This window comes from Aetokthonos hydrillicola CCALA 1050 (genome assembly GCF_017591665.1).
Taxonomy (GTDB): Bacteria; Cyanobacteriota; Cyanobacteriia; order Cyanobacteriales; family Nostocaceae; genus Aetokthonos; species Aetokthonos hydrillicola.
On sequence record NZ_JAAKGC010000035.1, the window covers coordinates 15,834 to 37,459 of the forward strand.

Annotated in this window: 27 protein-coding genes; 9 read left to right on the plus strand and 18 right to left on the minus strand. The window is 40.9% G+C overall.

The features are described 5' to 3' along the window. Window positions 1–106: 106 nt before the first annotated feature. Window positions 107–388: an Npun_R1517 family heterocyst differentiation transcriptional regulator gene (locus G4P69_RS18510; protein WP_208339915.1), complete on the plus strand. Its 282-nt coding sequence runs from the start codon at window positions 107–109 to the stop codon at window positions 386–388. Between the two features lie 509 nt (window positions 389–897). Here G4P69_RS18510 and G4P69_RS18515 read toward each other — a convergent pair. The 3 genes from G4P69_RS18515 to ctpB form a co-directional block, all read right to left on the minus strand. Then, window positions 898–1,593, minus strand: a complete 696-nt coding sequence (locus G4P69_RS18515) for a response regulator transcription factor (RefSeq protein ID WP_208339914.1) — start codon at window positions 1,591–1,593, stop codon at window positions 898–900. Window positions 1,594–1,693: 100 nt separating this feature from the next. After that, on the minus strand, window positions 1,694–2,650 hold the full coding sequence (locus G4P69_RS18520; RefSeq protein ID WP_208350819.1) for a glycosyltransferase: 957 nt from the start codon (window positions 2,648–2,650) through the stop codon (window positions 1,694–1,696). A gap of 194 nt (window positions 2,651–2,844) precedes the next feature. After that, window positions 2,845–4,194: a carboxyl-terminal processing protease CtpB gene (gene ctpB / locus G4P69_RS18525; protein WP_208345144.1), complete on the minus strand. Its 1,350-nt coding sequence runs from the start codon at window positions 4,192–4,194 to the stop codon at window positions 2,845–2,847. 306 nt (window positions 4,195–4,500) lie between these two features. Between ctpB and G4P69_RS18530 the strand changes: the two genes are divergently transcribed. Further along, window positions 4,501–5,220, plus strand: coding sequence for a YdcF family protein (locus G4P69_RS18530; RefSeq protein WP_208345145.1), 720 nt, complete (start codon window positions 4,501–4,503; stop codon window positions 5,218–5,220). Window positions 5,221–5,327: 107 nt separating this feature from the next. Here G4P69_RS18530 and recJ read toward each other — a convergent pair whose 3' ends face one another. From recJ to aroB, 7 genes are all read right to left on the minus strand, one after another. Further along, window positions 5,328–7,670, minus strand: a complete 2,343-nt coding sequence (gene recJ / locus G4P69_RS18535) for a single-stranded-DNA-specific exonuclease RecJ (RefSeq protein ID WP_208345146.1) — start codon at window positions 7,668–7,670, stop codon at window positions 5,328–5,330. 58 nt (window positions 7,671–7,728) lie between these two features. Then, window positions 7,729–8,388, minus strand: a complete 660-nt coding sequence (locus G4P69_RS18540) for a GNAT family N-acetyltransferase (RefSeq protein WP_208345147.1) — start codon at window positions 8,386–8,388, stop codon at window positions 7,729–7,731. 76 nt (window positions 8,389–8,464) lie between these two features. Beyond that, the gene (locus G4P69_RS18545; RefSeq protein ID WP_208350821.1) at window positions 8,465–9,295 is read right to left on the minus strand and encodes a PD-(D/E)XK nuclease family protein; all 831 of its coding nucleotides are present in this window, start codon (window positions 9,293–9,295) and stop codon (window positions 8,465–8,467) included. A 110-nt stretch (window positions 9,296–9,405) separates the two neighbouring features. Next, window positions 9,406–9,546, minus strand: coding sequence for a hypothetical protein (locus G4P69_RS18550; protein ID WP_208350822.1), 141 nt, complete (start codon window positions 9,544–9,546; stop codon window positions 9,406–9,408). A gap of 400 nt (window positions 9,547–9,946) precedes the next feature. Continuing rightward, window positions 9,947–10,441: an ATP-binding protein gene (locus G4P69_RS18555; RefSeq protein ID WP_208344982.1), complete on the minus strand. Its 495-nt coding sequence runs from the start codon at window positions 10,439–10,441 to the stop codon at window positions 9,947–9,949. Continuing rightward, window positions 10,413–10,604: a hypothetical protein gene (locus G4P69_RS18560; protein ID WP_208344983.1), complete on the minus strand. Its 192-nt coding sequence runs from the start codon at window positions 10,602–10,604 to the stop codon at window positions 10,413–10,415. Before G4P69_RS18560 ends, G4P69_RS18555 begins: the two co-directional genes overlap by 29 nt. An 80-nt stretch (window positions 10,605–10,684) precedes the next feature. After that, window positions 10,685–11,803, minus strand: coding sequence for a 3-dehydroquinate synthase (gene aroB, locus G4P69_RS18565; RefSeq protein ID WP_208344990.1), 1,119 nt, complete (start codon window positions 11,801–11,803; stop codon window positions 10,685–10,687). Between the two features lie 89 nt (window positions 11,804–11,892). Here aroB and petL point away from each other — a divergent pair, with 89 nt between their 5' ends. Further along, window positions 11,893–11,988, plus strand: coding sequence for a cytochrome b6-f complex subunit PetL (gene petL, locus G4P69_RS18570; protein WP_208344984.1), 96 nt, complete (start codon window positions 11,893–11,895; stop codon window positions 11,986–11,988). A 59-nt stretch (window positions 11,989–12,047) separates the two neighbouring features. Here the strand turns inward: petL and bioB are convergent, their stop codons facing one another. Next, window positions 12,048–13,058 (minus strand): biotin synthase BioB, encoded by a 1,011-nt coding sequence (gene bioB, locus G4P69_RS18575; protein WP_208344985.1) that lies wholly within the window; start codon window positions 13,056–13,058, stop codon window positions 12,048–12,050. A 206-nt stretch (window positions 13,059–13,264) separates the two neighbouring features. On the opposite strand from bioB, the gene G4P69_RS18580 reads away from it, so the two are divergent. From G4P69_RS18580 to G4P69_RS18590, 3 genes are all read left to right on the plus strand, one after another. Further along, window positions 13,265–13,552 carry a hypothetical protein gene (locus G4P69_RS18580; RefSeq protein ID WP_208344986.1) on the plus strand — a complete coding sequence of 96 codons (288 nt, stop codon included), beginning with the start codon at window positions 13,265–13,267 and terminating at the stop codon, window positions 13,550–13,552. Between the two features lie 281 nt (window positions 13,553–13,833). After that, window positions 13,834–14,427: a GNAT family N-acetyltransferase gene (locus tag G4P69_RS18585; protein ID WP_208344991.1), complete on the plus strand. Its 594-nt coding sequence runs from the start codon at window positions 13,834–13,836 to the stop codon at window positions 14,425–14,427. 303 nt (window positions 14,428–14,730) lie between these two features. Continuing rightward, window positions 14,731–15,129: a hypothetical protein gene (locus tag G4P69_RS18590; protein ID WP_208344987.1), complete on the plus strand. Its 399-nt coding sequence runs from the start codon at window positions 14,731–14,733 to the stop codon at window positions 15,127–15,129. 78 nt (window positions 15,130–15,207) lie between these two features. Here the strand turns inward: G4P69_RS18590 and G4P69_RS18595 are convergent, their stop codons facing one another. Then, on the minus strand, window positions 15,208–15,642 hold the full coding sequence (locus tag G4P69_RS18595; RefSeq protein WP_208344988.1) for a hypothetical protein: 435 nt from the start codon (window positions 15,640–15,642) through the stop codon (window positions 15,208–15,210). A 102-nt stretch (window positions 15,643–15,744) separates the two neighbouring features. Here G4P69_RS18595 and G4P69_RS18600 point away from each other — a divergent pair, with 102 nt between their 5' ends. Further along, window positions 15,745–17,202, plus strand: coding sequence for a protein adenylyltransferase SelO (locus tag G4P69_RS18600; RefSeq protein ID WP_208344989.1), 1,458 nt, complete (start codon window positions 15,745–15,747; stop codon window positions 17,200–17,202). Window positions 17,203–17,615: 413 nt separating this feature from the next. On the opposite strand, the gene G4P69_RS18605 is transcribed toward G4P69_RS18600, so the two are convergent. The 5 genes from G4P69_RS18605 to G4P69_RS18625 form a co-directional block, all read right to left on the minus strand. Next, entirely contained in the window at window positions 17,616–17,801 is a 186-nt protein-coding gene (locus tag G4P69_RS18605; RefSeq protein ID WP_208350823.1) for an effector-associated domain EAD1-containing protein, read from the minus strand. 270 nt (window positions 17,802–18,071) lie between these two features. Continuing rightward, window positions 18,072–18,161 carry a hypothetical protein gene (locus G4P69_RS40465; RefSeq protein ID WP_208346008.1) on the minus strand — a complete coding sequence of 30 codons (90 nt, stop codon included), beginning with the start codon at window positions 18,159–18,161 and terminating at the stop codon, window positions 18,072–18,074. Between the two features lie 294 nt (window positions 18,162–18,455). Next, window positions 18,456–18,674 carry a toxin-antitoxin system HicB family antitoxin gene (locus G4P69_RS18615; protein WP_208346009.1) on the minus strand — a complete coding sequence of 73 codons (219 nt, stop codon included), beginning with the start codon at window positions 18,672–18,674 and terminating at the stop codon, window positions 18,456–18,458. A gap of 6 nt (window positions 18,675–18,680) precedes the next feature. Continuing rightward, window positions 18,681–19,103 (minus strand): putative toxin-antitoxin system toxin component, PIN family, encoded by a 423-nt coding sequence (locus G4P69_RS18620; RefSeq protein ID WP_208346010.1) that lies wholly within the window; start codon window positions 19,101–19,103, stop codon window positions 18,681–18,683. Window positions 19,104–19,230: 127 nt separating this feature from the next. Continuing rightward, window positions 19,231–19,422, minus strand: a complete 192-nt coding sequence (locus G4P69_RS18625) for a hypothetical protein (RefSeq protein ID WP_208346011.1) — start codon at window positions 19,420–19,422, stop codon at window positions 19,231–19,233. Between the two features lie 59 nt (window positions 19,423–19,481). Here G4P69_RS18625 and G4P69_RS18630 point away from each other — a divergent pair, with 59 nt between their 5' ends. Beyond that, window positions 19,482–20,024, plus strand: coding sequence for a hypothetical protein (locus tag G4P69_RS18630; RefSeq protein ID WP_208346012.1), 543 nt, complete (start codon window positions 19,482–19,484; stop codon window positions 20,022–20,024). After that, window positions 20,021–20,416 (plus strand): hypothetical protein, encoded by a 396-nt coding sequence (locus G4P69_RS18635; RefSeq protein ID WP_208350824.1) that lies wholly within the window; start codon window positions 20,021–20,023, stop codon window positions 20,414–20,416. The genes G4P69_RS18630 and G4P69_RS18635 overlap by 4 nt, the downstream gene beginning before the upstream one ends. Window positions 20,417–20,497: 81 nt before the next feature. On the opposite strand, the gene G4P69_RS18640 is transcribed toward G4P69_RS18635, so the two are convergent. Next, complete coding sequence (locus tag G4P69_RS18640; protein WP_208345342.1) at window positions 20,498–21,559, minus strand: glycerate kinase; 1,062 nt, start codon at window positions 21,557–21,559, stop codon at window positions 20,498–20,500. Window positions 21,560–21,626: the final 67 nt, after the last annotated feature.

The window sequence follows — 21,626 nt, forward strand, 5'->3', positions numbered from 1 at the left end:
GGCTATTAATTCAAGGATTTTGGATTTGACAAAAGATATCAACAACTTTTGCTTGAGATATAGCTCCTCACGCTGATTACTACTAAGAAAAGGAACCTCAAAAGCTATGAACTCTGAAGCGTTACCACGTCAGGTCAATAATGTTGAAGTATGTGTTTATGAGTGTGAACTCCATCTCAAATTCCGGTTGATTGAGGAAAAAACCTTATTAGGGGATCGGGATCAACTCTTACAGGTACTCTTGGACGCTTTAACTGAAGGATCTGACGATTTTTTGGAAACCTTACACACGTCTGTGAAGGCTCACGAAGTTTGTGAGATAAAAGCCTCACCGCAAATGCGGCGTCAACTGATGCGTTTGAGAAACTCTAGCGACAATGTTCAATAGTTATACATTGCCGCTGAAGTAGAGACAAATGAACTGTGGGAAAAAGAATAGTGAATTTTTTAGGTTTGCTCAATTGCTAATTTTTGTAACAATCAATTAGCTTCACGTAACCTGAATACAAGGATCGTAAGGCTTTTGTTCATACTCTACAGGGATATGACAAAAACATATACAGTTGCCTTCATCCTCTGCACTAAGGGAAATAATAGGGTGCATACTCAATAAAATAATCAATTCATACATCGCTTCCAAGAAAATTTACTATCTGTTGAGTTTTCCACGCCGCTTGCTTGATTTGTTGTTTTTCTGAATTTAGAGAGGTGAAGTATTAAAACTCTCAGTCCCAAAATGGATAAATTCTTTAACTAAGACTGATGATGACTGTCAGAGTTTCAAAAAGTCTGTATTGGTATACCCTGTAAATAAATCCTTTTTAGGACCATTTCACTCTCGCTTGTATTCTATAAAAGACACTCGACGCACACTTGTACTTAAATACTCAACTAAGACTACTTAGCAAGACCATGTTCTAGAGCAAAACGAACTAACTCGGTACGGCTATTCGTCCCTGTTTTGCTGAACAAACGGCTAACATACTTTTCTACATTGCGGACGCTAGTTTCCAAGCGACGGGCGATTTCTTTATTCATCAAACCTTCAGCTACCAGGTTGAGAACGCTTTGCTCTCTGGGGGTTAAATCAATAGAGAAAGGTGCTGGAGATTGGGTGATTGCATTTCTTTGAGTCAGTAAAGCCTTAATTTGGGCAATCTGATTCGCTAATTCAGCAATATCAGGTGCTTCGCCATCTTCATGAGTTGTTTGACTTTTAGTCAAACGACGAGAAAGCAAGTTTTCAACAATTGCTACTAACTCATCTGGATCAAAAGGTTTGGGTAGGTAAGCATCGACACCAGCTTGATAGCCCTGGATACGATCAGTAGTCATTCCTTTAGCAGTTAAAAAAACTACGGGTAATGATTGGAAGCGGGGATCTTCCCGTAGTTGCTTAAGGAACTGATAGCCATCCACTTGGGGCATCATGATATCAGAAATCACCAAATCGGGCGTGTTTTGCTGCATCAAATCCCAGCCTTCGCGGGCGTTACTGGCAACTTGAACACTAAAACCGCTTTCTTGTAAATAGTCTTTTACTGCTTCACGCAATCCCGGTTCATCATCAACCAGTAACAGATGTGCTGACATCTAAAGTTTCCTCTAGCCTACTTTTCTCCAATGTAGCGAAATTTCAGGATTTTGGGGATTGGGGATTGGGGACTGGGGATTGGGGATTGGGGATTGGGTATTAAAGCCGCTCAATGATCTTCGCTTTCTCTGGTAACTTAGCTTGCTGTTGTCCCATAGAACGGGCTCTAGCGGTGTACAAGCCAATTGGAGTATTTAATAAATCCACAAGACTACCTTTAAAAGTTAAAGCCTTTATAGTATCCCTTGGCAATTCCTTTAGTAGCCAGCGTCCCAAACGATAACAGCATTCTTTTAATGTGATATCTCGCATCAAGTCTATGCCATACAGCTCATGGAGATACCGGTTTGAGCGTCCATAACGCCGCCATTGGCTTTCTAGTTCTTTAAGTGTAGTTCGGTGACGGTGCTGGACGATCGCACTTTCAGCAAATTCCAAACGCCCAATGTTTTCCTGTAGTATCCGCCAACATATATCAGCATCCCCACCAGATGTAAGATAGGGACGAAACAAACCAACTTTTGTTAAGACATTCCGTCTAATCGCTAAATTAGCTGTTTGCCCATACGGACGAAACTTATGAGCAAGGGTGTGCTTTTGTGATAAAGTCTCTTCGCGCTCTGCATGTTGTTCTAGTAGGGTTGTTCCTTGTAACGCTAAAATCTCACCAGCTACAATTGCTACATCTTCGTTGACAAAAGGTGCAATTAATGATTCCAACCACTCTGGTTTTGGACGGCAATCTGCATCTGTAAAGGCGAGTATCTCCCCAGTAGCAGCCCTAATACCTGTGTTGCGAGCAGCGTAAGAACTTTGAATTTGGGTTTCGCTTAATGGGTGAATTGTCAGGGGGTGATCTTCGGCTGCAGTTAAGAGCAAAAATGAAGTGCGATCGCTACTATTATTGTCTACTAGCAAATACTCCACCTGCTGTTGTGGGTAAGTTTGAGCCAATAGACAATTGATCAACTCTGGTAAATCCGCCTCACCGTTATATATAGGTACGATGACTGATACCTTTGGCAAGAAGGCTTTAGCGGTAGTTGTATCATCCATAAATATTTAATTGTTATAGCAGAGGGGCATGGGGCATGGGGTATAGGGCATGGGGCAGAGGAGCAGAGGAGCAGAGGAGCACAAGAGCAGGGGAAGCAGGGGAAGCAGGGGAAGAGAAAAACTTATAGGTTGATATGCTTGTAAATCGCAGTCTCCAGTCCCCAATGCCCAATGCCCCATGCCCGTGTTTCCTCTTACCGCGAATTGGTTAAATCCGAGGCGCGAATACTCATTGGTCTTTGAGAGGTAGGATATTTGACAGGTTGTGCCAAGCGATTATTAGATAATGCTGTCAAAGCACGGGCATATTGAGGGTCGTCCATAGTTGCTACTAAACTTGGATTAGCTCCTAGTTGACGCTGTTGTGCTTGTGTCAGATCTACTTTAACGTCAGGCGTGATTCCCTTGTGGTTAATATCAGTTCCTAATGGTGTATAGTAATGAGCAATGGTGATTGCCACACCAGAACCATCGGGCAGTTCATGAACTGATTGCACTAAGGCTTTACCAAAGGTTTGACTGCCAACAACTACTGCTCGGCGATTGTCCTTTAATGCTCCTGTGAGGATCTCACTAGCGCTCGCTGAATTATTATCTACTAGTACTGCCAAAGGACGATTTGTGATGGCGCTTCGATTCGCTTTAGTTTCTTCACTTCCTCCAGCACGATCTACGGTACGGACAATTGAACCATGATCAAGCCACATCCGAGCAATTTCGATGCTTGACTGCAACAAACCACCAGGATTACCACGCATATCCAACACAAAGGCATCTACTTGCTTAGCATTCAAATCGTGGATGGCTTTTCGCATTTGATCTGCCGCGTGAGCACTAAATTCGTGGAGGCGGATGTAACCAATGCGACGATTGCTTTCTTGCTTCACGGTGTAGCGTACAGTTGGAACTTCGATATTAGCCCGTGTTAGCCTCAGATCAAAAGTACTTTGCCCATTCCTCTCTAGCCGCAACGTGACAAATGTACCTGCTTTACCACGAATCAGCTTGGAAGCATCTTCCACTTTCATCTGATGCGTTGGTCTGCCATCAATGGCTAAAATCTGATCACCTGGCTTAAGACCTGCTTTCTTAGCTGGGGAGTTGTCTATAGCTTCGACTACGGTAAGGCGCTTGGTTTTATCATTGAGCTCCATCCGAATGCCAATTGCACCTGAGACTTCCCCAGAAGTTTGGTTTGTTAAGGATTCATATTGTCTAGGATCTAAAAAGCGAGTGTAAGGATCTCCCAATTTTTTCAGGGCTTCGCGGATGGCGGTGTAAGCTTGGTCACGGGTCGTATATTCTTTACTTAGCAAGCTTTGCCTGATTGCCTGCCAATTTTGTTGGTTAAATGTAGTGTCTACATATTCTCGATTCACCAGTTGCCACACTTGGTCAACGGTTGCTTTCGGGCTATCTTGTAGCGCAGCCCTTACAGACCGAGACCAAGCTTGACCAAACACACAGAATGTAGCTGTGGTGGCGATCGCTCCCCCAATCAATGCTACTTCCAATGGCGAGTATCTTTTCGCAGATTGATTCATGTATATTTAGCTCAAATAATTGTAAAGTTGACGGTTAAGCTATTAGGCTTTGCAGAAATTTTATAAGTTTTTCTACTTAGCTATAATTTTTTCATTAATCTTTCCTTTATACTTTCTTGAAAGAATAGAACTATTTTTCACTTACTTTCTTTGCATTAGCCAACCTCTTCTGTCAGCTTACTGCGATTACGGTACACTTTCATCCGTGCCATCTTGGCAATCCAGATTACTTTTCTTATATGTTGCACTTGGCTACATTTATAAGAATTGCTGAATTTTTCAAAGAAAGCTCGTATTAGGTTTTCTATGAGACATAAATTTACAAACAACCAGATCAACCGAAATTCCAGACAATTTCGCAGAAGAAAAAGGGGATTTCCACAAAGACTCGCTTTTGGGCTGTGTCTTGTGTTTTGTTGTTGGTTAGTTTTTAACACTATAACTTTACTTTCTGTATCTTCCAAGCCGGTAGATGCTTTTTTTGTACTTGGTGGCAGTATTTATCGAGAAATTTATGTCTCTGAACTGGCACAGCTAAACCCTGATACGCCAATTTTAATTTCTCATGGCTCCCCAGATCACTGTATTTTAAGGATTTTTAAACAACGCTCAGAAGTTTCTTTGGAGAATGTTTGGTTAGAAAAGTGTGCTGATTCCACTTTTGGTAATTTTTACTACAGTATTCCTGTTTTCCGTAATTGGGGAGTCCATAAAGTAAAACTAATCACCTCTTACTCTCACCTGCCACGAGCTAAATGGATGGCACAGATTCTGTTAGGCTCTCATGGTATTTGGGTAGAAACATCAATTGTTCATGAGCGAGGTATTCCAGGTAATTACGAGTCTCGACTTAAAACATTTGTAGATGTGACTCGTAGTTTGTTGTGGGCGGTGTTAAGTCAAATTATTCAACCACAATGTCCTGCTGTTTATAGACTTGCAGATGTGAATGTACGAACTAGCCAGTTTCACGATTTTAAGTGCGAAAATAACGCTGATTTACGTTCTTCGGCACTTGATGAATGAGTATTAGAATGAAAAATTGAAAGCAGCCGAAATCAAGTAGTGCGAGCATCTTGCTCGCTGAGCAGAGTACTGATAACTGATAACTGATAACTGATAACTGATCCGGTCTATCCCATTTTAAGGAGTGAAGCAATTGCTTCAATAGTAGACATAGGAACTTCAGCAAAATACTCTCGCTGAAATTGTTCCTCACGTACAGCAGCTAAAAATTGTGCAAGCGCAACTTCTAAAACACTTGTGTTTGCGGTTGAATGCTGACTAAAAAGCAAAGAACGATCTTGCCGAGTAATAGTAAAACCTGAGTGATTTAAAGCTCTAAAACCCACATGTAAGGTTTTATCTCCTATGCCAAGTTTCTCTAAAATTTGGGTGCGGGTGACTAATTGATTTGTTCTACTAAGGTACTTGGCAATTCCGACAAGAGTTAGCCAAATTTCCTCTGGTGATTTGTACTCGGGTTTAGACCAAGCTAGTATCAGAGATTGGTGATTGTAAAGCGATCGCCTTAACCATGCTCGCAAATCCTCCCAACTGGTGGGACAGTCCGTCATGACGAGTGCTGAATCTTCTGGGTATTCATGAAGCACAGGATCTAGAGTAGGTTTATTACGCCAATCTAATATCAAAGCACTGCGCTGAGAGCTAAGTGCTAAGTCTACACGACGACGTACTGCAATCAGTCTGATTTCATAGCGTTTTTTAAAGGTGTTGTAGTCTAGCTCTGCAACACAATCACAAGGTTCTAGAGGTAATTCATCTTTATAGTGTCCCCACCACACCCCAGGAAAAGGACTTTTTGTAGAATCATCCCGAATGTCAAACTCGGTTTTGATATACTGTACCTTTTTACCCTGCCAATCTTGCTGATTACGATGCCAAGCATTTCCAAACCAGCAGTTTTGAATTAGCAGTTTTGGTACCGGGTTACCCATTCCATAAGGTTCTAAAACTTTCAATTCTAAAAATAACTCTTTTCCTAAGTCTGCTACCTTCACCACCAAATCTACTTGTATTGTTGGTGTCAAGGTTGCACCTGCCAAAGATTGGCGCAGTTGCTGATTAATTGCTTCTGTAAATAAAGGAATATTCTCTGCAGGGAGACTTAACCCAGCCGCAAAGGGATGTCCTCCAAAACGATGTAATAAATGTGCTTGGTCTTTTACCAATTGGTATAAATCTACCGAGTTGACTGAACGAGCAGAACCCCTTGCAAGAGGAGGGTTCTTGTCGTCTTGTCCTCCCTCCTCTGTACTTAATAAAATAGTGGGGCGACCTGTTTCTTGCGCGACTTGTCCAGCAACTAAACCCAAGACACCAGGAGCCCATTGGGTATCTGCAAGCACAATAACACTAGTGGTCGATAAGTCTATTTGACTGAGCTTTTGGGCTACTTGTTGGGCAACATCTTTTTGTAAAGATTTACGACGGGTGTTTGCTAGTTCTGTAACTTCCGCTAATTGATTAACGCGCTTTTGGTCACGACTGGTTAGTAATTCCACACAGAAGCTAGCATCACCTTGAATGCGACTAACAGCATTAATTCGTGGACCAAGACCAAAAGAAATATCTGTAGGGCGATCGCCACTTTTCTGACACAATTCCAATAAACGTCCTACACCTGGACGCCGCCTTGCTGTTGGGGGTTGTTTAAAATCTGCTTGCAATTGTTGAATTCCCAACTGTGCCAAATACCGACAATCTCCACTTAACTGCACTAAGTCAGCAATTAATCCAACCGCAACTAAATCCAATAGATCTGAAAGCGGTTGTTGTGGAACGTTTGGCAAAGTTTGATAAAGGGCTTCCACTAATTTATAAGCTACCGCCACCCCAGAAAGATGAAAAAGTGGGTGTGTACTTGGCAGATAACGAGGATTAATAATCGCTGTAACTAACGGACGTTCTAAGGGTAGGGTGTGGTGGTCTGTTACAATAATATCTACACCTAGCTCTTTCGCATACGCAATTTCATCGAGATTTGTACTGCCAGTATCGCAAGTCACAATTAACTTACAACCTTGCGTGACTAACTTCTCAATACCTTGAGAGTTGAGTCCATGTGACTCACTTAAGCGATTGGGAATGTAGTAAATTAACTGCTTATTTTGAGTAAAAAACTGTCCCAAACCATCCCACAATACAGCAGTAGCAGTTATACCGTCAGCGTCAAAGTCTCCCCAAATAGCAATTTTTTGCCCAGCATCATAAGATAGTTGCAAGCGTTTTACCGCTAGATGCATTTGTTCACCAAACTCAAACGGACTTGCTGGTTGATAAGCTTGGTAGTTGACAAAAGGTAAAATTTGTGTAGTGTCTCTAATTCTCCTTTGCCATAACAACTGCGCTGCATACTCACCACTCGATGCAGGCGTGTACTGTTTCACCGCTTTTATAAACCATTCTGGCGGTTGTTCTGTTGAAGCAAGAATCCACTGCTGTTGTTCTAACATAAGTATTTAATTTGGTGGGCATTTAACCCACCCCACTCTCCTGCAATTAAGCATTTCTTTAAATGGAAGTCCCTTCAACTGGGGCTTGTTCTTCAGCCATTGGAGAATCACCGACTAAAGAATTAAGAGCAACTTCACTCGCTATACCATCAGATTTACGACTACCGCGTATAGCCGCAGGACGAGAACGCCTGTAACCTGCCCTTTCAGCTTTTTGGTGTTCATAATCAATCAGTCTGCCATAAAATTCGTGTTTGCTTAAATTCATCGATAAGAAAATATGCTGGCGGACGTTACCAAAACCTTTACGAGTGAAAAACTTAACTGCTGGAGTATTAGTAGGATCTGTATCTACTAGCATAAACCGCGCGCCGTCTTCAATCATTCGGGCAACAACTTTATCAACTAGTTTGTCTGCTACTCTCCGACGCTGAAAGTTAGGACTAACTCCTAGCCATAGAATATATCCGTAAGTCCAAGAGGCTTTGGTGATAATAGTTCCTAAAATAAATCCTGCTAGTTGTCCATCTATTTCAGCAACAAGGCAGTATTCTGGATCGGTGTTGTAAAGTCCAATCACCTCCCACTCATCCCAAGTTCTGTATAAATATGGATAGAGATCGCTGGTGAAGAGTTCTTCACCTAAATGGTAAACAGGGGCAATGTCATCAATTCCTAATTCACGGACGTATACCGCATCATTTTCATCAAAGTGCATAAAATAAATTGTTAGTTACTCAGTGAGCCAGAGCAGCAATGTCTTAAGAAACCCCTTCTCCTTAGAGCGCGGAGTATCAAAAGGTTATTTCTTGAATCGTAGCGATATTTACGAGGTTAGTGTCCACTCCGTGAGAAGGAAGCTGTGTTGCAGACATCTTTTGAGAAGTTGGTAGGAGGCGTTCACACCTTGTATTGTACTGGCAATAATCACAAGCTTTACTGCCCTCAGGAACTTGAGGAAATTGCCCTCCTTCATAGTAAGACGTAACCCACTTGCTTAACTTGCTTAATAGATTGTATAATTTTTTTGCTGTTTGCTCATGCTGAGCGCTATTGTAACTAAATTTAATACTTTGCGGTTTGCCTTCAGACTGGACAAACCAGTAAGTCATAGAAATATTTTCTGGAAAGTATTCGCTAGTTTCAGCCAATACATACATATAAAGACGTGTCTGCCAGTTATTTTCTAACCTACGTTTGTTTGGGGGTTTAGGATAAGTTTTCCAGTCGAGGATTTGTGCTTGCTCTTGCTCAGCAATCAATAAATCGTAAACAACAGTGAGCAAGTAGTCTTGAACTTGTAAAGTCCGGTAGTGTTCACTAGCGCGGAAAGTTTGGTTATTGAGAGTAGGTGTTAAAATTTCTGGTGCTGCATTTGCAAAAGCAGAAGTCCAGTTTTGTAGTTGGGTGTCTCCTTGGAGGAAAGTCTCAATAGGTAAACCCATTTCTCGCTGCTGCATCAGCAGGTGAAAACGACTCCCCAAAGTCAGCCTTTCTTCATGTTCGGGGTCAGAGGGAGAATGGAGTTTTTCGAGGTAAGTGTGTTGAAACTGGCGCGGACAAGTTTCTAGTAAGTTAAGTTGTCCTTGCGAAAGTCGCAATAGTTGGGGTTGATCTGACAGCATTCTTCTAGGTTAGCAGGAATTTTTCAGGCTTACCCTAGATTGGAAAACAGAAAAATCTCTTTCATTGGCGAAGCTGATTACAATATTGATAACCTCAAATTACGCCCCCATTAATAACCAACAAATTCGAGATTGGGAATATTGTCCACCACGGAAGTCAATTGCCCTCTGTCAATACGATAGATCGCTAGCACGTTTTCTAAATCGTCATAAAACCTAAGTTCGATTCCATCAGCACGAGAAATCCACAAAGCCTTCGCTAAGAACTCTTGAACTGAGAAACTTCAACCATGCCTCTGCTGCAAGGAAGGTAACTACATGCTAAGATTGCGAAAAAGCTCTGTGCTTTAAGTTTTTGCAGTCCAGCAACTGCTGGATGAGGATTTTGTGCTTGAGTTTTGCGTTGTTGGCGTCCCCGCTCTAGCTAGCCAGTCTGCCATGTTCTTGCTGACTGCTTCTTTATTGTGCGAGTAATAGAAGATAGGATCCTTCACTAGTCCAAAATTCTGGAAATAATTTCCAGCAACACCACAATAAAATCTGTTCACGGACAAAGGTGTGCGATCGGTTTGCGTTAAAGCACTTTTTTCCTTGTTCTGAAAGGCTTTCAAGCTTTGATGCTTGCTTAGATGGGTTTGCGTTAAAGCACTTTTATGCCCAGAAAGGGATATAGCGAGCGTAACGGGTAGAGGCTGATTCAGATTCGTCTGACTTGATCAAGCCAGCTTCTTTAGTAGCTCCTATAATCTGAGAAACTGCTGCTGTCTTTGACTCACCTAGACGAAACCGATCACGTAAGGTTTGGTTAGACATACGTTGATTGTTAACATAAAGCAGGCAACAATGCTGGTAACAGGCTCGAATACGATCTGGCTTGCTCATGTCAGCAAAATCTTGATGGGCAAACAGTACTGCTGTGGTTCGTATTTCACCCACTCGAAAATCTGGTGCAGGTAGTTGAGACATTTCTGCTACGCTTACAACTTTGTCAATACCACTACCTTTTTCTTCGCATATACCGAAACGTCGCATTAAGTCAGCGAGTTGCTCGTTGCGAGATCGATATTCATCAATAAAGCGCTCCACCTGAATCGGGGGAATACCAGGATTAGATATCTCAATGCGATCGCTGTACATCTCGATCATTTAGTTCTAACAAACTATCTTCTTCTGGAGTTAGTTTGTTACGAGACATTAATTCTTCAACAATTACTAAGAAATAATCATTGTCGTTCTCATTTTTAATAATTTTAGGTTGATACTTAGACAGTAATTCGCTGTAAAGTTCTTTGTTAAAAGTAAGAGTCATTCTTCCACTTTTCTTTATCATATTCAGCGTGGTTGAATACATAAATAAAGGCGCAATACGCTGCGCCCCTACAGTTGGTTTCAATCAGGAGGGTTGGAAGGAGTTGGTTGCATCTTGACCAATACCTCGCGAATGACATCCGATGGTACTTGGTCTGTCACTGTCACTACACCAATTTCGGTGGGCAAAACAAATCTTACTTTACCGTCTTTTACTTTTTTATCGGTTTGCAAAGTTTCAATGATTTCTTCAATATTTAACCCTTCTGGTAATTGAGTTGGTAACCCAGCTTTTTTAATGAGGGCGTCTTGACGATCGCTCTCTGTCTTTTGCCACATTTCTAATTCGACTGCAATCTGCCCTGCTGCTACCATACCAATAGCTACAGCTTCACCATGATTAACGACACGATAACCTGTTAAGCTTTCTACTGCATGACCGATGGTATGTCCATAGTTGAGAATTGCTCTTAGTCCAGCTTCTCTCTCATCTTTGCTAACAACTTCGGCTTTTGCTTGACAGGAATGCGTTAATATGCTGTCTATTAACTCAGCTTTTACGTAACGATGTTGATCTAGGCGCTTACTCTGTTCCATCTCGGTAAAGAGCTTTGCATCCCAAATCACACCATACTTAATCACCTCTGCCATTCCAGCACGAAACTCTCTCATAGGTAGTGTTTTTAACACTTCAGGGTCAATTAAAACCAGTCGCGGCTGATGAAAGGCTCCAATTAAGTTTTTGCCTTGGGGATGGTTTACACCTGTTTTACCCCCAATTGCTGCATCTACCATCGATAAAAGTGTGGTAGGTACTTGAACAAAATTGATCCCTCTTAGCCAAGTCGCAGCAGCAAAACCAGTCATATCGCCAATGACACCACCTCCCAAAGCCACCATCGTTGAGGAACGTTCTAGGCGGTTTTCCAAGGCGGTATCGTAGATTTTTTGTACGGAATTGAGGGTTTTGTAGCGTTCGCCAGCTGGTAGGATGCAGGTAGTCACTTCAAACCCAGCAGCTTTGAGCGATGCGATCGCCCTTTCGCCAAAATGCTTCAAAATTGTTGGGTTAGAAACCAACAATACCTTCTTGCCTAACTCCAGTCCAGTCATTTGCTCACCTAGCTTATCTAAGCTGCTAGGTGCGATCGCAATCTCATAAGACTGCTGCGGTAGATTTACGTTGATTATAGAAGCCATCATCTAACCATAAACAAGCGCCGTGGGCTGTATTCTAACTTAATTCAATGCTTGAATAGTTTTATATATCTTTTAGGAGAGACTTACCAATGTTTGGCGCAATCGCTTATATCTTATTCCTAGCTCTATTTTTTGGCATTGCAGTCGGCTTGCTGTTTGGTTTACGCGCTGTTAAGCTGCTCTAACCTTACTACACCTTGAATGTCAGGCAAAGACGAGAATTTCGTCTTTGCTTAAACTTTAATTATTGCGCTACAGTTTCCTTGACGGATTTCTGTTGTCCAACAAACGGAGAGCGCGCTTCCAACCCAAGCAAATTGAGCATTTCTTGGTCAGCATCATAACCAGGACAGGGGGTAGTCACTGTTAACATATGACCATTATCACTGGAAAAGATTGAATTTGCTCCTGCTAGGAAACATAAAGCTTGTTCAACGTGAGAGAGTTTGGCTCTGCCCGCGCTAAGACGAACATCACAAGTAGGCATTAAAATACGTGCAGTGGCGATCATTCGTACTACATCCCAAATTGGAACATCCGGTTGATTTTCCAAAGGTGTGCCGGTTACTTGAGAGAGAATATTAATTGGTACTGACTCTGGATGAGGACGTAGTGTCGCCAGAGTATGTAACATAGAAAGCCGATCCTCTACGCTTTCACCCAAGCCAAGTATCCCACCAGAGCAAACGGTGACATTTGTCTGTCGGATATTGTTAATTGTATTTAGGCGATCGCCATAAGTCCTTGTGGTAATAATAGTGCTGTAATACTCTGATGAAGTATCCAAGTTATGGTTATAGGCATACAATCCTGCATCTGACAAACGCTTGGCTTGTGATTCGGTTAACATACCCAACGTACAGCACACTTCTAATCCTAATGCTGTCACTTCTTTTACCATTTCCAGCACGTGTTCAAATTGTGAGTTATCGCGTACCTCTCGCCAAGCTGCTCCCATGCAGACGCGACTCACACCACTTTCTTTAGCTTGCTGAGCAATATTAACAACTGTTTCCTTTTCTAAAAGCGCTTGCGGGGTTACTTCTGTTTTATAACGAGAAGATTGCGCACAGTAGCTACAATCTTCTGGGCATCCGCCTGTTTTAATTGATATTAACTTGCAGACTTGTATCTTTTTTGAATCATGGTACTGGCGATGTACACTAGCTGCTTGATAGATCAGATCTAGCAATGGTGTAGCATATATTGCCTGGATCTCTGAGTGTTGCCAATCGTAGCGTATTCCTGCTGACATTAATGTCCTTTTTCTTAATTCAAGTAGCCATATCAACTAAAATCATAGTTTGGGGATGGGGAGTTAGGGATAAAACCTAGGTAATTTTCACATTTTCAGCCGATCAATTAAGCTGTTAATTTATAAAAATCGCAAATCTTATCAGTCTATTTATTTGAAGAAGAATTCAGTTCCAACAACCATCCAATATTAAAGGATATCTTAGCATGAAGCTTCAAAAAGCTTTAATTTTTCGCATAATTCTAGGATTAAAATTTTTAATTGCCGGTTTTATGTTAACGGCTGTGCCAACAATAGCAGCAACTTCTACATCTCCTAATAGGACTTGTATATCTGCGCCTAAATCTAACCTTTTGCTTGCTCAGGTTCCTAATCCTACCGATGAACCAAACCCGCAACCCTTGCAGCAGGACGAGCAGCAGGATGACACCGAGCCTGATCGACCCCAGTCCCAGCCACAAACCACGAATTTAACAATCTCATTCGCTTCGTAAAGCAGCTATGGGATCTAATTTGGCTACACTCTGTGCAGGAATAACTCCCGCTAGTATGTCCTGTAGCAATTTTTAGTGGGTTACAATACATTTGTGAAGGCGTAGGGCTGTTTGCTGCTACTCCTTATTTGAAGGGCTATCTGAAAGCATCTTAGTCAATCAATTTACAATTTCAGTTTTTGAATTTAATTTCAACTGAAAATCCGATATCTATCACAGGAAATCTCCCAAGAGATTCATCTATGAATAAAGTCACAAATTTTACTCAGGTAAAAGGTTTTATGGAATTAGAACTGCCACTTATTGTGACTGAGCGATTGTTCTTAAGAATCCCCACTCAGAATGATATACCTGCAATTCTTAGCTATTATACTGAAAATAAAACTTATCTCATTCCATTTTCTCCTCGCTGGGCTGAAAATTTTTTTACCCAAGAGTATTGGTGTACACAGGTAGAAAATAATTATTTGGAATTTATAAATGACCAATCCTTGAAGCTATTTATATTTCCGAAAAAAAATCCAACAATAATTATTGGCTGTGTCAACTTTAGTAATTTTGTCAGAGGCGTTGCACAATACTGTAATGTTGGATACAATCTTGCAGAACGAGAACAAAGCAAAGGTTATATGACAGAAGCTTTGAAAGCAGCTATTGAATATGTATTTCAAGAATTAAATATGCACCGAATTATGGCTAATTATATGCCTCATAATCAACGCAGTGGAAATGTATTAAAAAGATTAAGATTTGTGGTGGAAGGCTACGCTAGAGAATATTTATTGATTAATGGGCAATGGGAAGACCATATCCTTACAAGTATCACAAATCCTCAATGGAAAAATCATATTATTGCTTTACAGGAGAAAAAATAAAAAAATTTAACCTTTATCAAGCAGAATTCAGAAGTCAGGAGACAGGAGTCAGAATAAATGTTGGTTAAAACCTCGTCCCTTGTGGATGAGACAAGGGTTGAAACTTTTCTTAAAATACCATCTCTTTATGGGTGGTGTATTCTGACTCCTGAATTCTGTCTCCTGACTCCTCTTTGTATGTGTGAAAAATTCATACTAACTCCATAGAGTATACACACATACTTCGCAAACAAGTGTAATAGTTATACCTGTTTACTCGTTAGCTGAGTTCTCAAATTAGACATTATATAGGAGTTGCTCAAAATGGAAATTAGCTCTGCAAAGGTATTATCTGCGGTTTCCTCTGCTCTTGCACTTGCCGTTATTTTACCTGGAATTGTTAATTCATCTCCAGTTCTGGCTCAATCTGGTGCAATAAAGGTTTCCGCTACAAGCACTCCGGCTAATACAATAGCACAGCGATCGCAAAAACTTTCTTCAGAGCAGCGTCAACAAATTAGAAACTTGAGACAAGAAAGAAATGCGAAAATTGCTTCAACTTTAGACAAAAAACAAGCTTCCCAATTTACTCAGGCGATAAACTCTCACAAAAGACTTAAAAAAGCTCTCGAAGGACTGAATTTAACCTCAAACCAACAACAACAGATCAAGTCTATTATGGCTACATATCGAGACAAAATGAAAGCGGTTATCAACCAATAGCCGTTAACAGTTATCAGTGATCGAGACTTATAGTGGGCGTGATAACTGATAACTGATAACTGATTCAGCATTGGTATTTTATTGGGGAAAATGAGTAACGCTAAGCTTTAGGGATGCTGTGAGTAGCAACACAAGAGTGGGTACAGCAAAGTAGATGACAGCGTAAACGGTGTTAATAGCACGAGTCTTGTTCTGATCCACACTCAGCCAGGCATTCATCACGCCAAGGTTGATAATTCCGAGTAGGAAGTGTAGAACTAATGCACCAATACTAAGACCAATAATCCAATGTATTACCAAATCTAAACGACGCCACCAAGCTATAATGGCTAGGGCAAGTGCAGTAGCTAGTGCTCCCCAACGGATAACCATGACAAGCAAGAATATAATGGCAGCTTCATTAGCAGTGGTTCCAGGGTGTGTGAATGGAGATAGGGGTAATGACCAAAAAACCAGTAAGGCTGTGATACCAAGTGAAACTAACCAGCTAGCCCAGAACAAAAGGTTTTCCATAAAGTATATCAAAAAATTGGTAAAAAAGTATACTTAAATAAACTAAATTAAATTAACAAATTTAGACGTAACGCTACCTTAAAACTATTCTCATAGAGCCTAATGACTTTGCCTGAAATTGCGAACAACAAAAATTCTACTAACCCCTTTGTAAACCTTAACTACGAACCCGCTCTAGAATCTTTGGGTGATGATTACTATGATGAAGTAGCAGCGGGGGAATTTCCTCAGCACATCTTGCGCTGGCGTAATGATGCACTCCTACCCCAGTTAGGACTTGATCCCCAAATCGTCACAGACAAAGATTTTATTGTAGCGTTTGGAAAATTTGAAAAACGGGAGCCATTATTAGCGCTGCGTTACCATGGCTATCAATTTGGTGAGTATAACCCAATGTTAGGTGATGGTCGAGGTTTTCTCTACGGGCAAGTACGCGGTAAGGATGGTGAACTCTACGATTTCGGAACTAAAGGTTCTGGTAGAACACCTTACTCTCGTGGTGGTGATGGGATGCTGACGCTCAAAGGTGGTGTACGCGAAGTTCTTGCTGCGGAAGCATTACATTATATGGGGGTAAATACATCACGCTGTCTGAGTGTGGTTGAAACAGGTTTATCACTTTGGCGAGGTGATGAACCTTCTCCGACTCGCTCTTGTGTTATGGTGAGGATGAGCAAATCCCATATTCGGTTTGGCACTTTTGAGCGACTCCACTACTTAAAGCGTCCAGACTTAACTAAAAAGCTGTTAGACCATGTAATTGAGTACTATTATCAAAACTTAACCAGCGAAGAAAATAAATATACTTTGTTTTACGCAGAATTAGTTGAAAGAGTAGCAAAACTAGCAGCCCAGTGGATGGCAGCAGGCTTTTGTCATGCTGTACTCAATACTGACAATATGTCAATTACAGGGGAGAGTTTTGACTATGGTCCCTATGCATTTATTCCTAGTTATCAGCCCTATTTTACAGCAGCATATTTCGACTACTATAAACGCTATTGTTACAGCCATCAACCAGGTATTTGTAAATTAAATTTAGAAATGCTTCAAGAACCATTAAAGTCTGTAATAGAAAAAGCTGATATGGAAGTAGCATTAGCTGACTTTGATGATCATTATCATGCTGAATACAGTTCTTTAATGTTAAAAAAATTAGGTTTTGAAAACTTACAAACACCAGAAACTAAAGAACTTTTGAATCTGACAATTCAATTTTTGCAAGAGAGCCAAGTTGGTTATCACCAGTTTTTTTCTCAAATGGCTCATACTTTTTCATCCGCGTGGCGAGATGAGCCAGGTTTAGTGATGGAAAATTCAGATATTGTACCAGTAACAGGAACGTTAGAAAGTTTCGATAATTGGTCCATTTTTTATCATAAAGTATTAAATAGATTTCATCCAGACCAGATGCAAGCTATTGCACATAATCTAGCTCGCTATAATCCTAGTACGGTCTTATTAAGACCTGTGATTGAGTCCGTTTGGGAACCAATCGCGCAAGAAGATAATTGGCAACCTTTTTATGAACTCATTAAACAAATTCAGTTGGGAAATTAGTTAACCCAGCCATTCTTTTGTCAAAACTGACTTAGAAATTAAACTCTTGAGCGAACTCTTAAAAATTTGCGACTCTTCTTCTAAGCATCTCTAGAAAAAATCTGGTCTAACTCAAGTGAGCTTCACTCAAAGTCCGTTACAGAAAGTGACGGACTTTTTGCGGTTGTTGGGTGTGGTGCTACCATCTAAGATGAAATGATTTCATCAACTAGAATTCACAAGTCAGAATACAGATCTATTTTGCTTTGTAGGCGAACTGGTCTACGGGATCATTGTTCTACCAGGTTTGGTTCCTACACCCTACCCCCCACACCCTGTTTATTTAACACCAAGCTCATGAGCGAAATACATTTACGTCAAATCAAGTCTTACCTTCAAAAAACATTTAATGGTTTGATTGACTTATCAGATTATCAAACTAAGTCTGAGTTATATGCAGCACTAACTAAATCTTCAAGCCACCCATCAGCATCGGCTTTTTGTGTCAATTTAAATACGACATCTTGTAAACTACCTTCGCCAGCAATCACCCTTAAATTTCTATCCAATCCATCCGACAGCATCTGTTCTAAAGACAAGTAGCTTGGAAAAGCACTCATTAAAGCAGTCCGTATTCTTTGCCTCTGTTGACCTGCTGAAGCTATTCCCTTAATAGGTTTAGAGCCGGTATTTATTGAATTGGGGTAGTCGCTCCGCCGTATCGAATTCCTAGTGTGACCTGCCCAGGTTTAGCAAGATTGAATAGTGGCGATTGTGCGTAAGCCGCACTGATAACACAGGTTATATATACAACAGCGAAGAGTGCTGGAATCCATCTTCTGCGTACTTTGAGACGCAGTAAAAATGCCGCAAACGCCATATAAAAGGAATTAAAGTGTATGAGTGTTTTTAGTTATGGTACTATATCCACTCGAATATGCGTAAATTCCGAAGGAATTTTGAGCCTGTGACAGGCTCACTCAGTTTTATCAGCAAACTATACCAGAAAAGAAAAAAAACTTAGTATTAAGTATTAACTGCAACAGGACTTAGTAAAGGCAATCCAGCCCATAAATTTGATCTCCAAGAATTCGCCAACAGAGTCATGCTAAAGGCGAGTCATCCTTATCTCTTCTGTGTCTAACCTCACCTCTAGCAGTACTCCCACGAGTTGTCCTGCAAAGTGAAATCTCCGCACGAACACCAACCAAAAAGGATAGTCAAGGCGATCGCCCTCTTACCGATTGCCTCAAAGAAGCGATCGCCTGTAAGCTCTATTTTGTCAGAGTATCAAGTTTAGCTAGTATGCTTAAGCCTTCTTCTGGGTTGCCAATCGCAGCCATTGCTTTAAATCTTGTATGGGCATCAAATTCTGCTAAAGCTATGGTTGAAAGTTCTTCAATCAACTTATTAACGCTTATGCCTTTGGCTTGAGCAAGTTCTTTCAATCTATTATGCTTATCCTCTGGTAAACGAATAGTTAAAGTTGCCATTTTTGTTTAACTCCTAATAATTTCTTCGGGTTTTAAGATTGATAAGTTAGGAAATAACAATTCAGCATTTTTGAAATCTTTTACATTGTGAGTAGCAATGATTTGAGCATTGCCTGCAACTGCTAACTCAATTAAGTGATTGTCAGCTTCGTCTTTTAAATTCGGTCGCCATAAATAGTAAATAGAAATCCATTGACTTACGCTCATCAATGATGCAAGTAAAGCAGAAATTTCTTCCCTTGTTAAAGGGCATTTGGCGATAATTTCTGTTCGCTGAATGACTGACTCGTACTCAGAAAATAAAGCATTTCCCATCAAAGGCTGATATTCACCCTTCAAACAGCGTCGAACGATTTCTCGACTGGAGCCTTGAGAGCTAATCAGCGCACTAATAAAAACGCTGGTATCAACTACAATTTTAATCGCCATGTCATCATGATAGCATATACGCTATCATTAAAGTCCAGTCAAAAAACTTTATAAAATGTTCATCTTGAACAACCTCGTCTTGGCTTATCAGTAGCGGAGATGCTACGCGGACGCCTGGCGACGGGGATTATGTTTTGACGAGCTTGTTCAATCGGCTCCTGTTCTCTGGGTTAAAAATTAATAATTTTAGTTTATGTTCTTCAATCGCTCTTTGCTCTATAGGTAACCAACAACTAACATCACTTGGTCGATAAACTCTACCAAAAGTATGGTCACGATGAATCTCAATGACTAAATCGACAAATGTTGAAGATTCCACCAAGCGAAAGTACAGTATAAGTTTTACACCTGCTTTAATCTTATCACTAGGAGTATACTTTGTTGAACGAGCCTCTAGAACTTGTACTGACTAATTTATCACAAGGCTTACCTGCTATCACTCCTTCATTTGGAGCAGCATTGGCTGAAGCCTGTGCTGTATGCTTAGAGGAACAGGGTCATTCTCAAGGTGTTGAGATCACCGTTAGGGGAGATTTCACTGCCAAATTTAAGTTGCGATGGGAACCTGTTACATCACAAATGTTACGTTGCTGGAATGATGAGGAGTTTACAACCGAGCAAGCTGCTTATGGTATTGCCTGTTTAATTATTAGAGAACTTACAGATTTAACTGTTATTGAACGTTCGAGCAAAGGCACAGGGTTTGATTATTGGTTGGGTACAATAGATACAGAAGGAATAATTCCCTTTCAAAACAAAGTTAGGTTAGAAGTATCGGGCATACGCAAGGGAGACCATAGCCGTGTTAAAGCTAGAGTCAAACAGAAAAAAGAACAAACAAAACCTTCAGACGGAAAATATCCTGCTTACATTATCGTAGTTGAATTCAGCACACCCCTATCTTTTGTTGCCAAAAAATGAGTAATATTCAAGAAAAACATACAGCAGCGATGGATTTAGCTGAAGCGGCTTTTCTAGCTAAACTTAAAGGTGATTCGGAACAAGCGTTGCAACTAACTCGGCAAGCATTTGAGAGTGAGCAAGCAGCAGCAGCCTTGATTGCTCATCAATTGGATGCGGAACCAACACGCTCGGTTTTGCATCGAAGTGCGGCAAATCTTGCTGTTAACTGTGGAGAATTGCAGGCAGCAGAACGTTTGATTGCTACAGCCTTAACCGGAAATCCACCGACTGAAATAGCCGAAGAATTGAAAGATTTGTTTATTCAAATTAATTTACGTCCCTATTTACAACGTCACGGCATCAGTGTTGATAACGAACAAATTAATGCGATTATAAAACGTGCATCTTAAATTGATGTGCAGCTACATTGTATAAGACGAAAACGTAAAATTACTGTATTGCGGGTATCTTGCCCGCGTCCCATATACAAATTAAATGCGCAACAGCTTAACATCACTCGGGCGATAAACTCTACCAACAGTATGGTCAGGTTGAATCTCAATGACTAAATCAGCGAATGTCGAAGATTCGACCAATGGCTTAATGAATAATTCTGGGTGAAGCGATCGCCAAAAATAATTCACAAATTCCTCTATCTGTTTGTCACTCATCCCTGACTTACCAGCAGCAATCATTTGTTGTTCTGCTTGTTTGCGCCATTCTAAAGAAAGCCGATAATCTGTAGGATACAGAACTATGAGGCTGTGTAATCGATCCCACAAAGGTAGATAATCCCTAAGTTTACTATTTATATCACGGGCGAATGTTCTATCCTCGTCTGTAATAATTGGTGGTGGTGGAGTTTCAAATTTAGCAGGTTCGATTGGTCGCGCACCAACAAACCATCCTTCAAAAAGAACAATATCTACATTCTCGACAATTTCCGGAGTTGTTCTATCACCAGCACCAGAATAAGCTGACTTGTCAAAGCGTGGGACTACAACTGGACTTTTACCCTTTTGAATGTCATCGAGTACACTTAACCCCAGTTCAATATCATGAGTTCCTGGTGGACCTCGCCAAATCAAGCGCGGGTCTTGCTGTTGTAATTTCAGGCGCTCGCTATAGGTTTTGTATAGATCATCCAAAGATAAGTTCAACGTACAGTATCCTAACTCCTGGAGGAGCAAGGTAAGAACCTTACACATTGTGGTTTTACCCGTTCCTTGTCCTCCTAAAATACCTTGTATAATAGGATGCCCTGCTTTTTGACGTTGTGATGCAAGTTTTGTTGCTAAAGGTAACCACACATTCCACAACACCTCCAGCGTTTCGTAGGTTTGCATTCGGAGGGTGGTTTGGCAGAATTCACTTAAGCTTGGTAAGACAGATCTTAGTAAGTGCGATCGCGTCTGTATAACTTCATCTACATTTTCTCCTGTGATCCCAAAAGCTTTTGCATGTAGCGTATCTGCTAACATTGCTTCTTTTGCTTCTTCCTGCCAACTTTCTTCTGCCTGCGTTACATTTAAAACTTGACTCAGCCAACTCATATCGTGCCACATAAGAGACCATTTATAAAGTAAACCTTAAATTAAGGTAGGGTGCGTTAGGCGCATT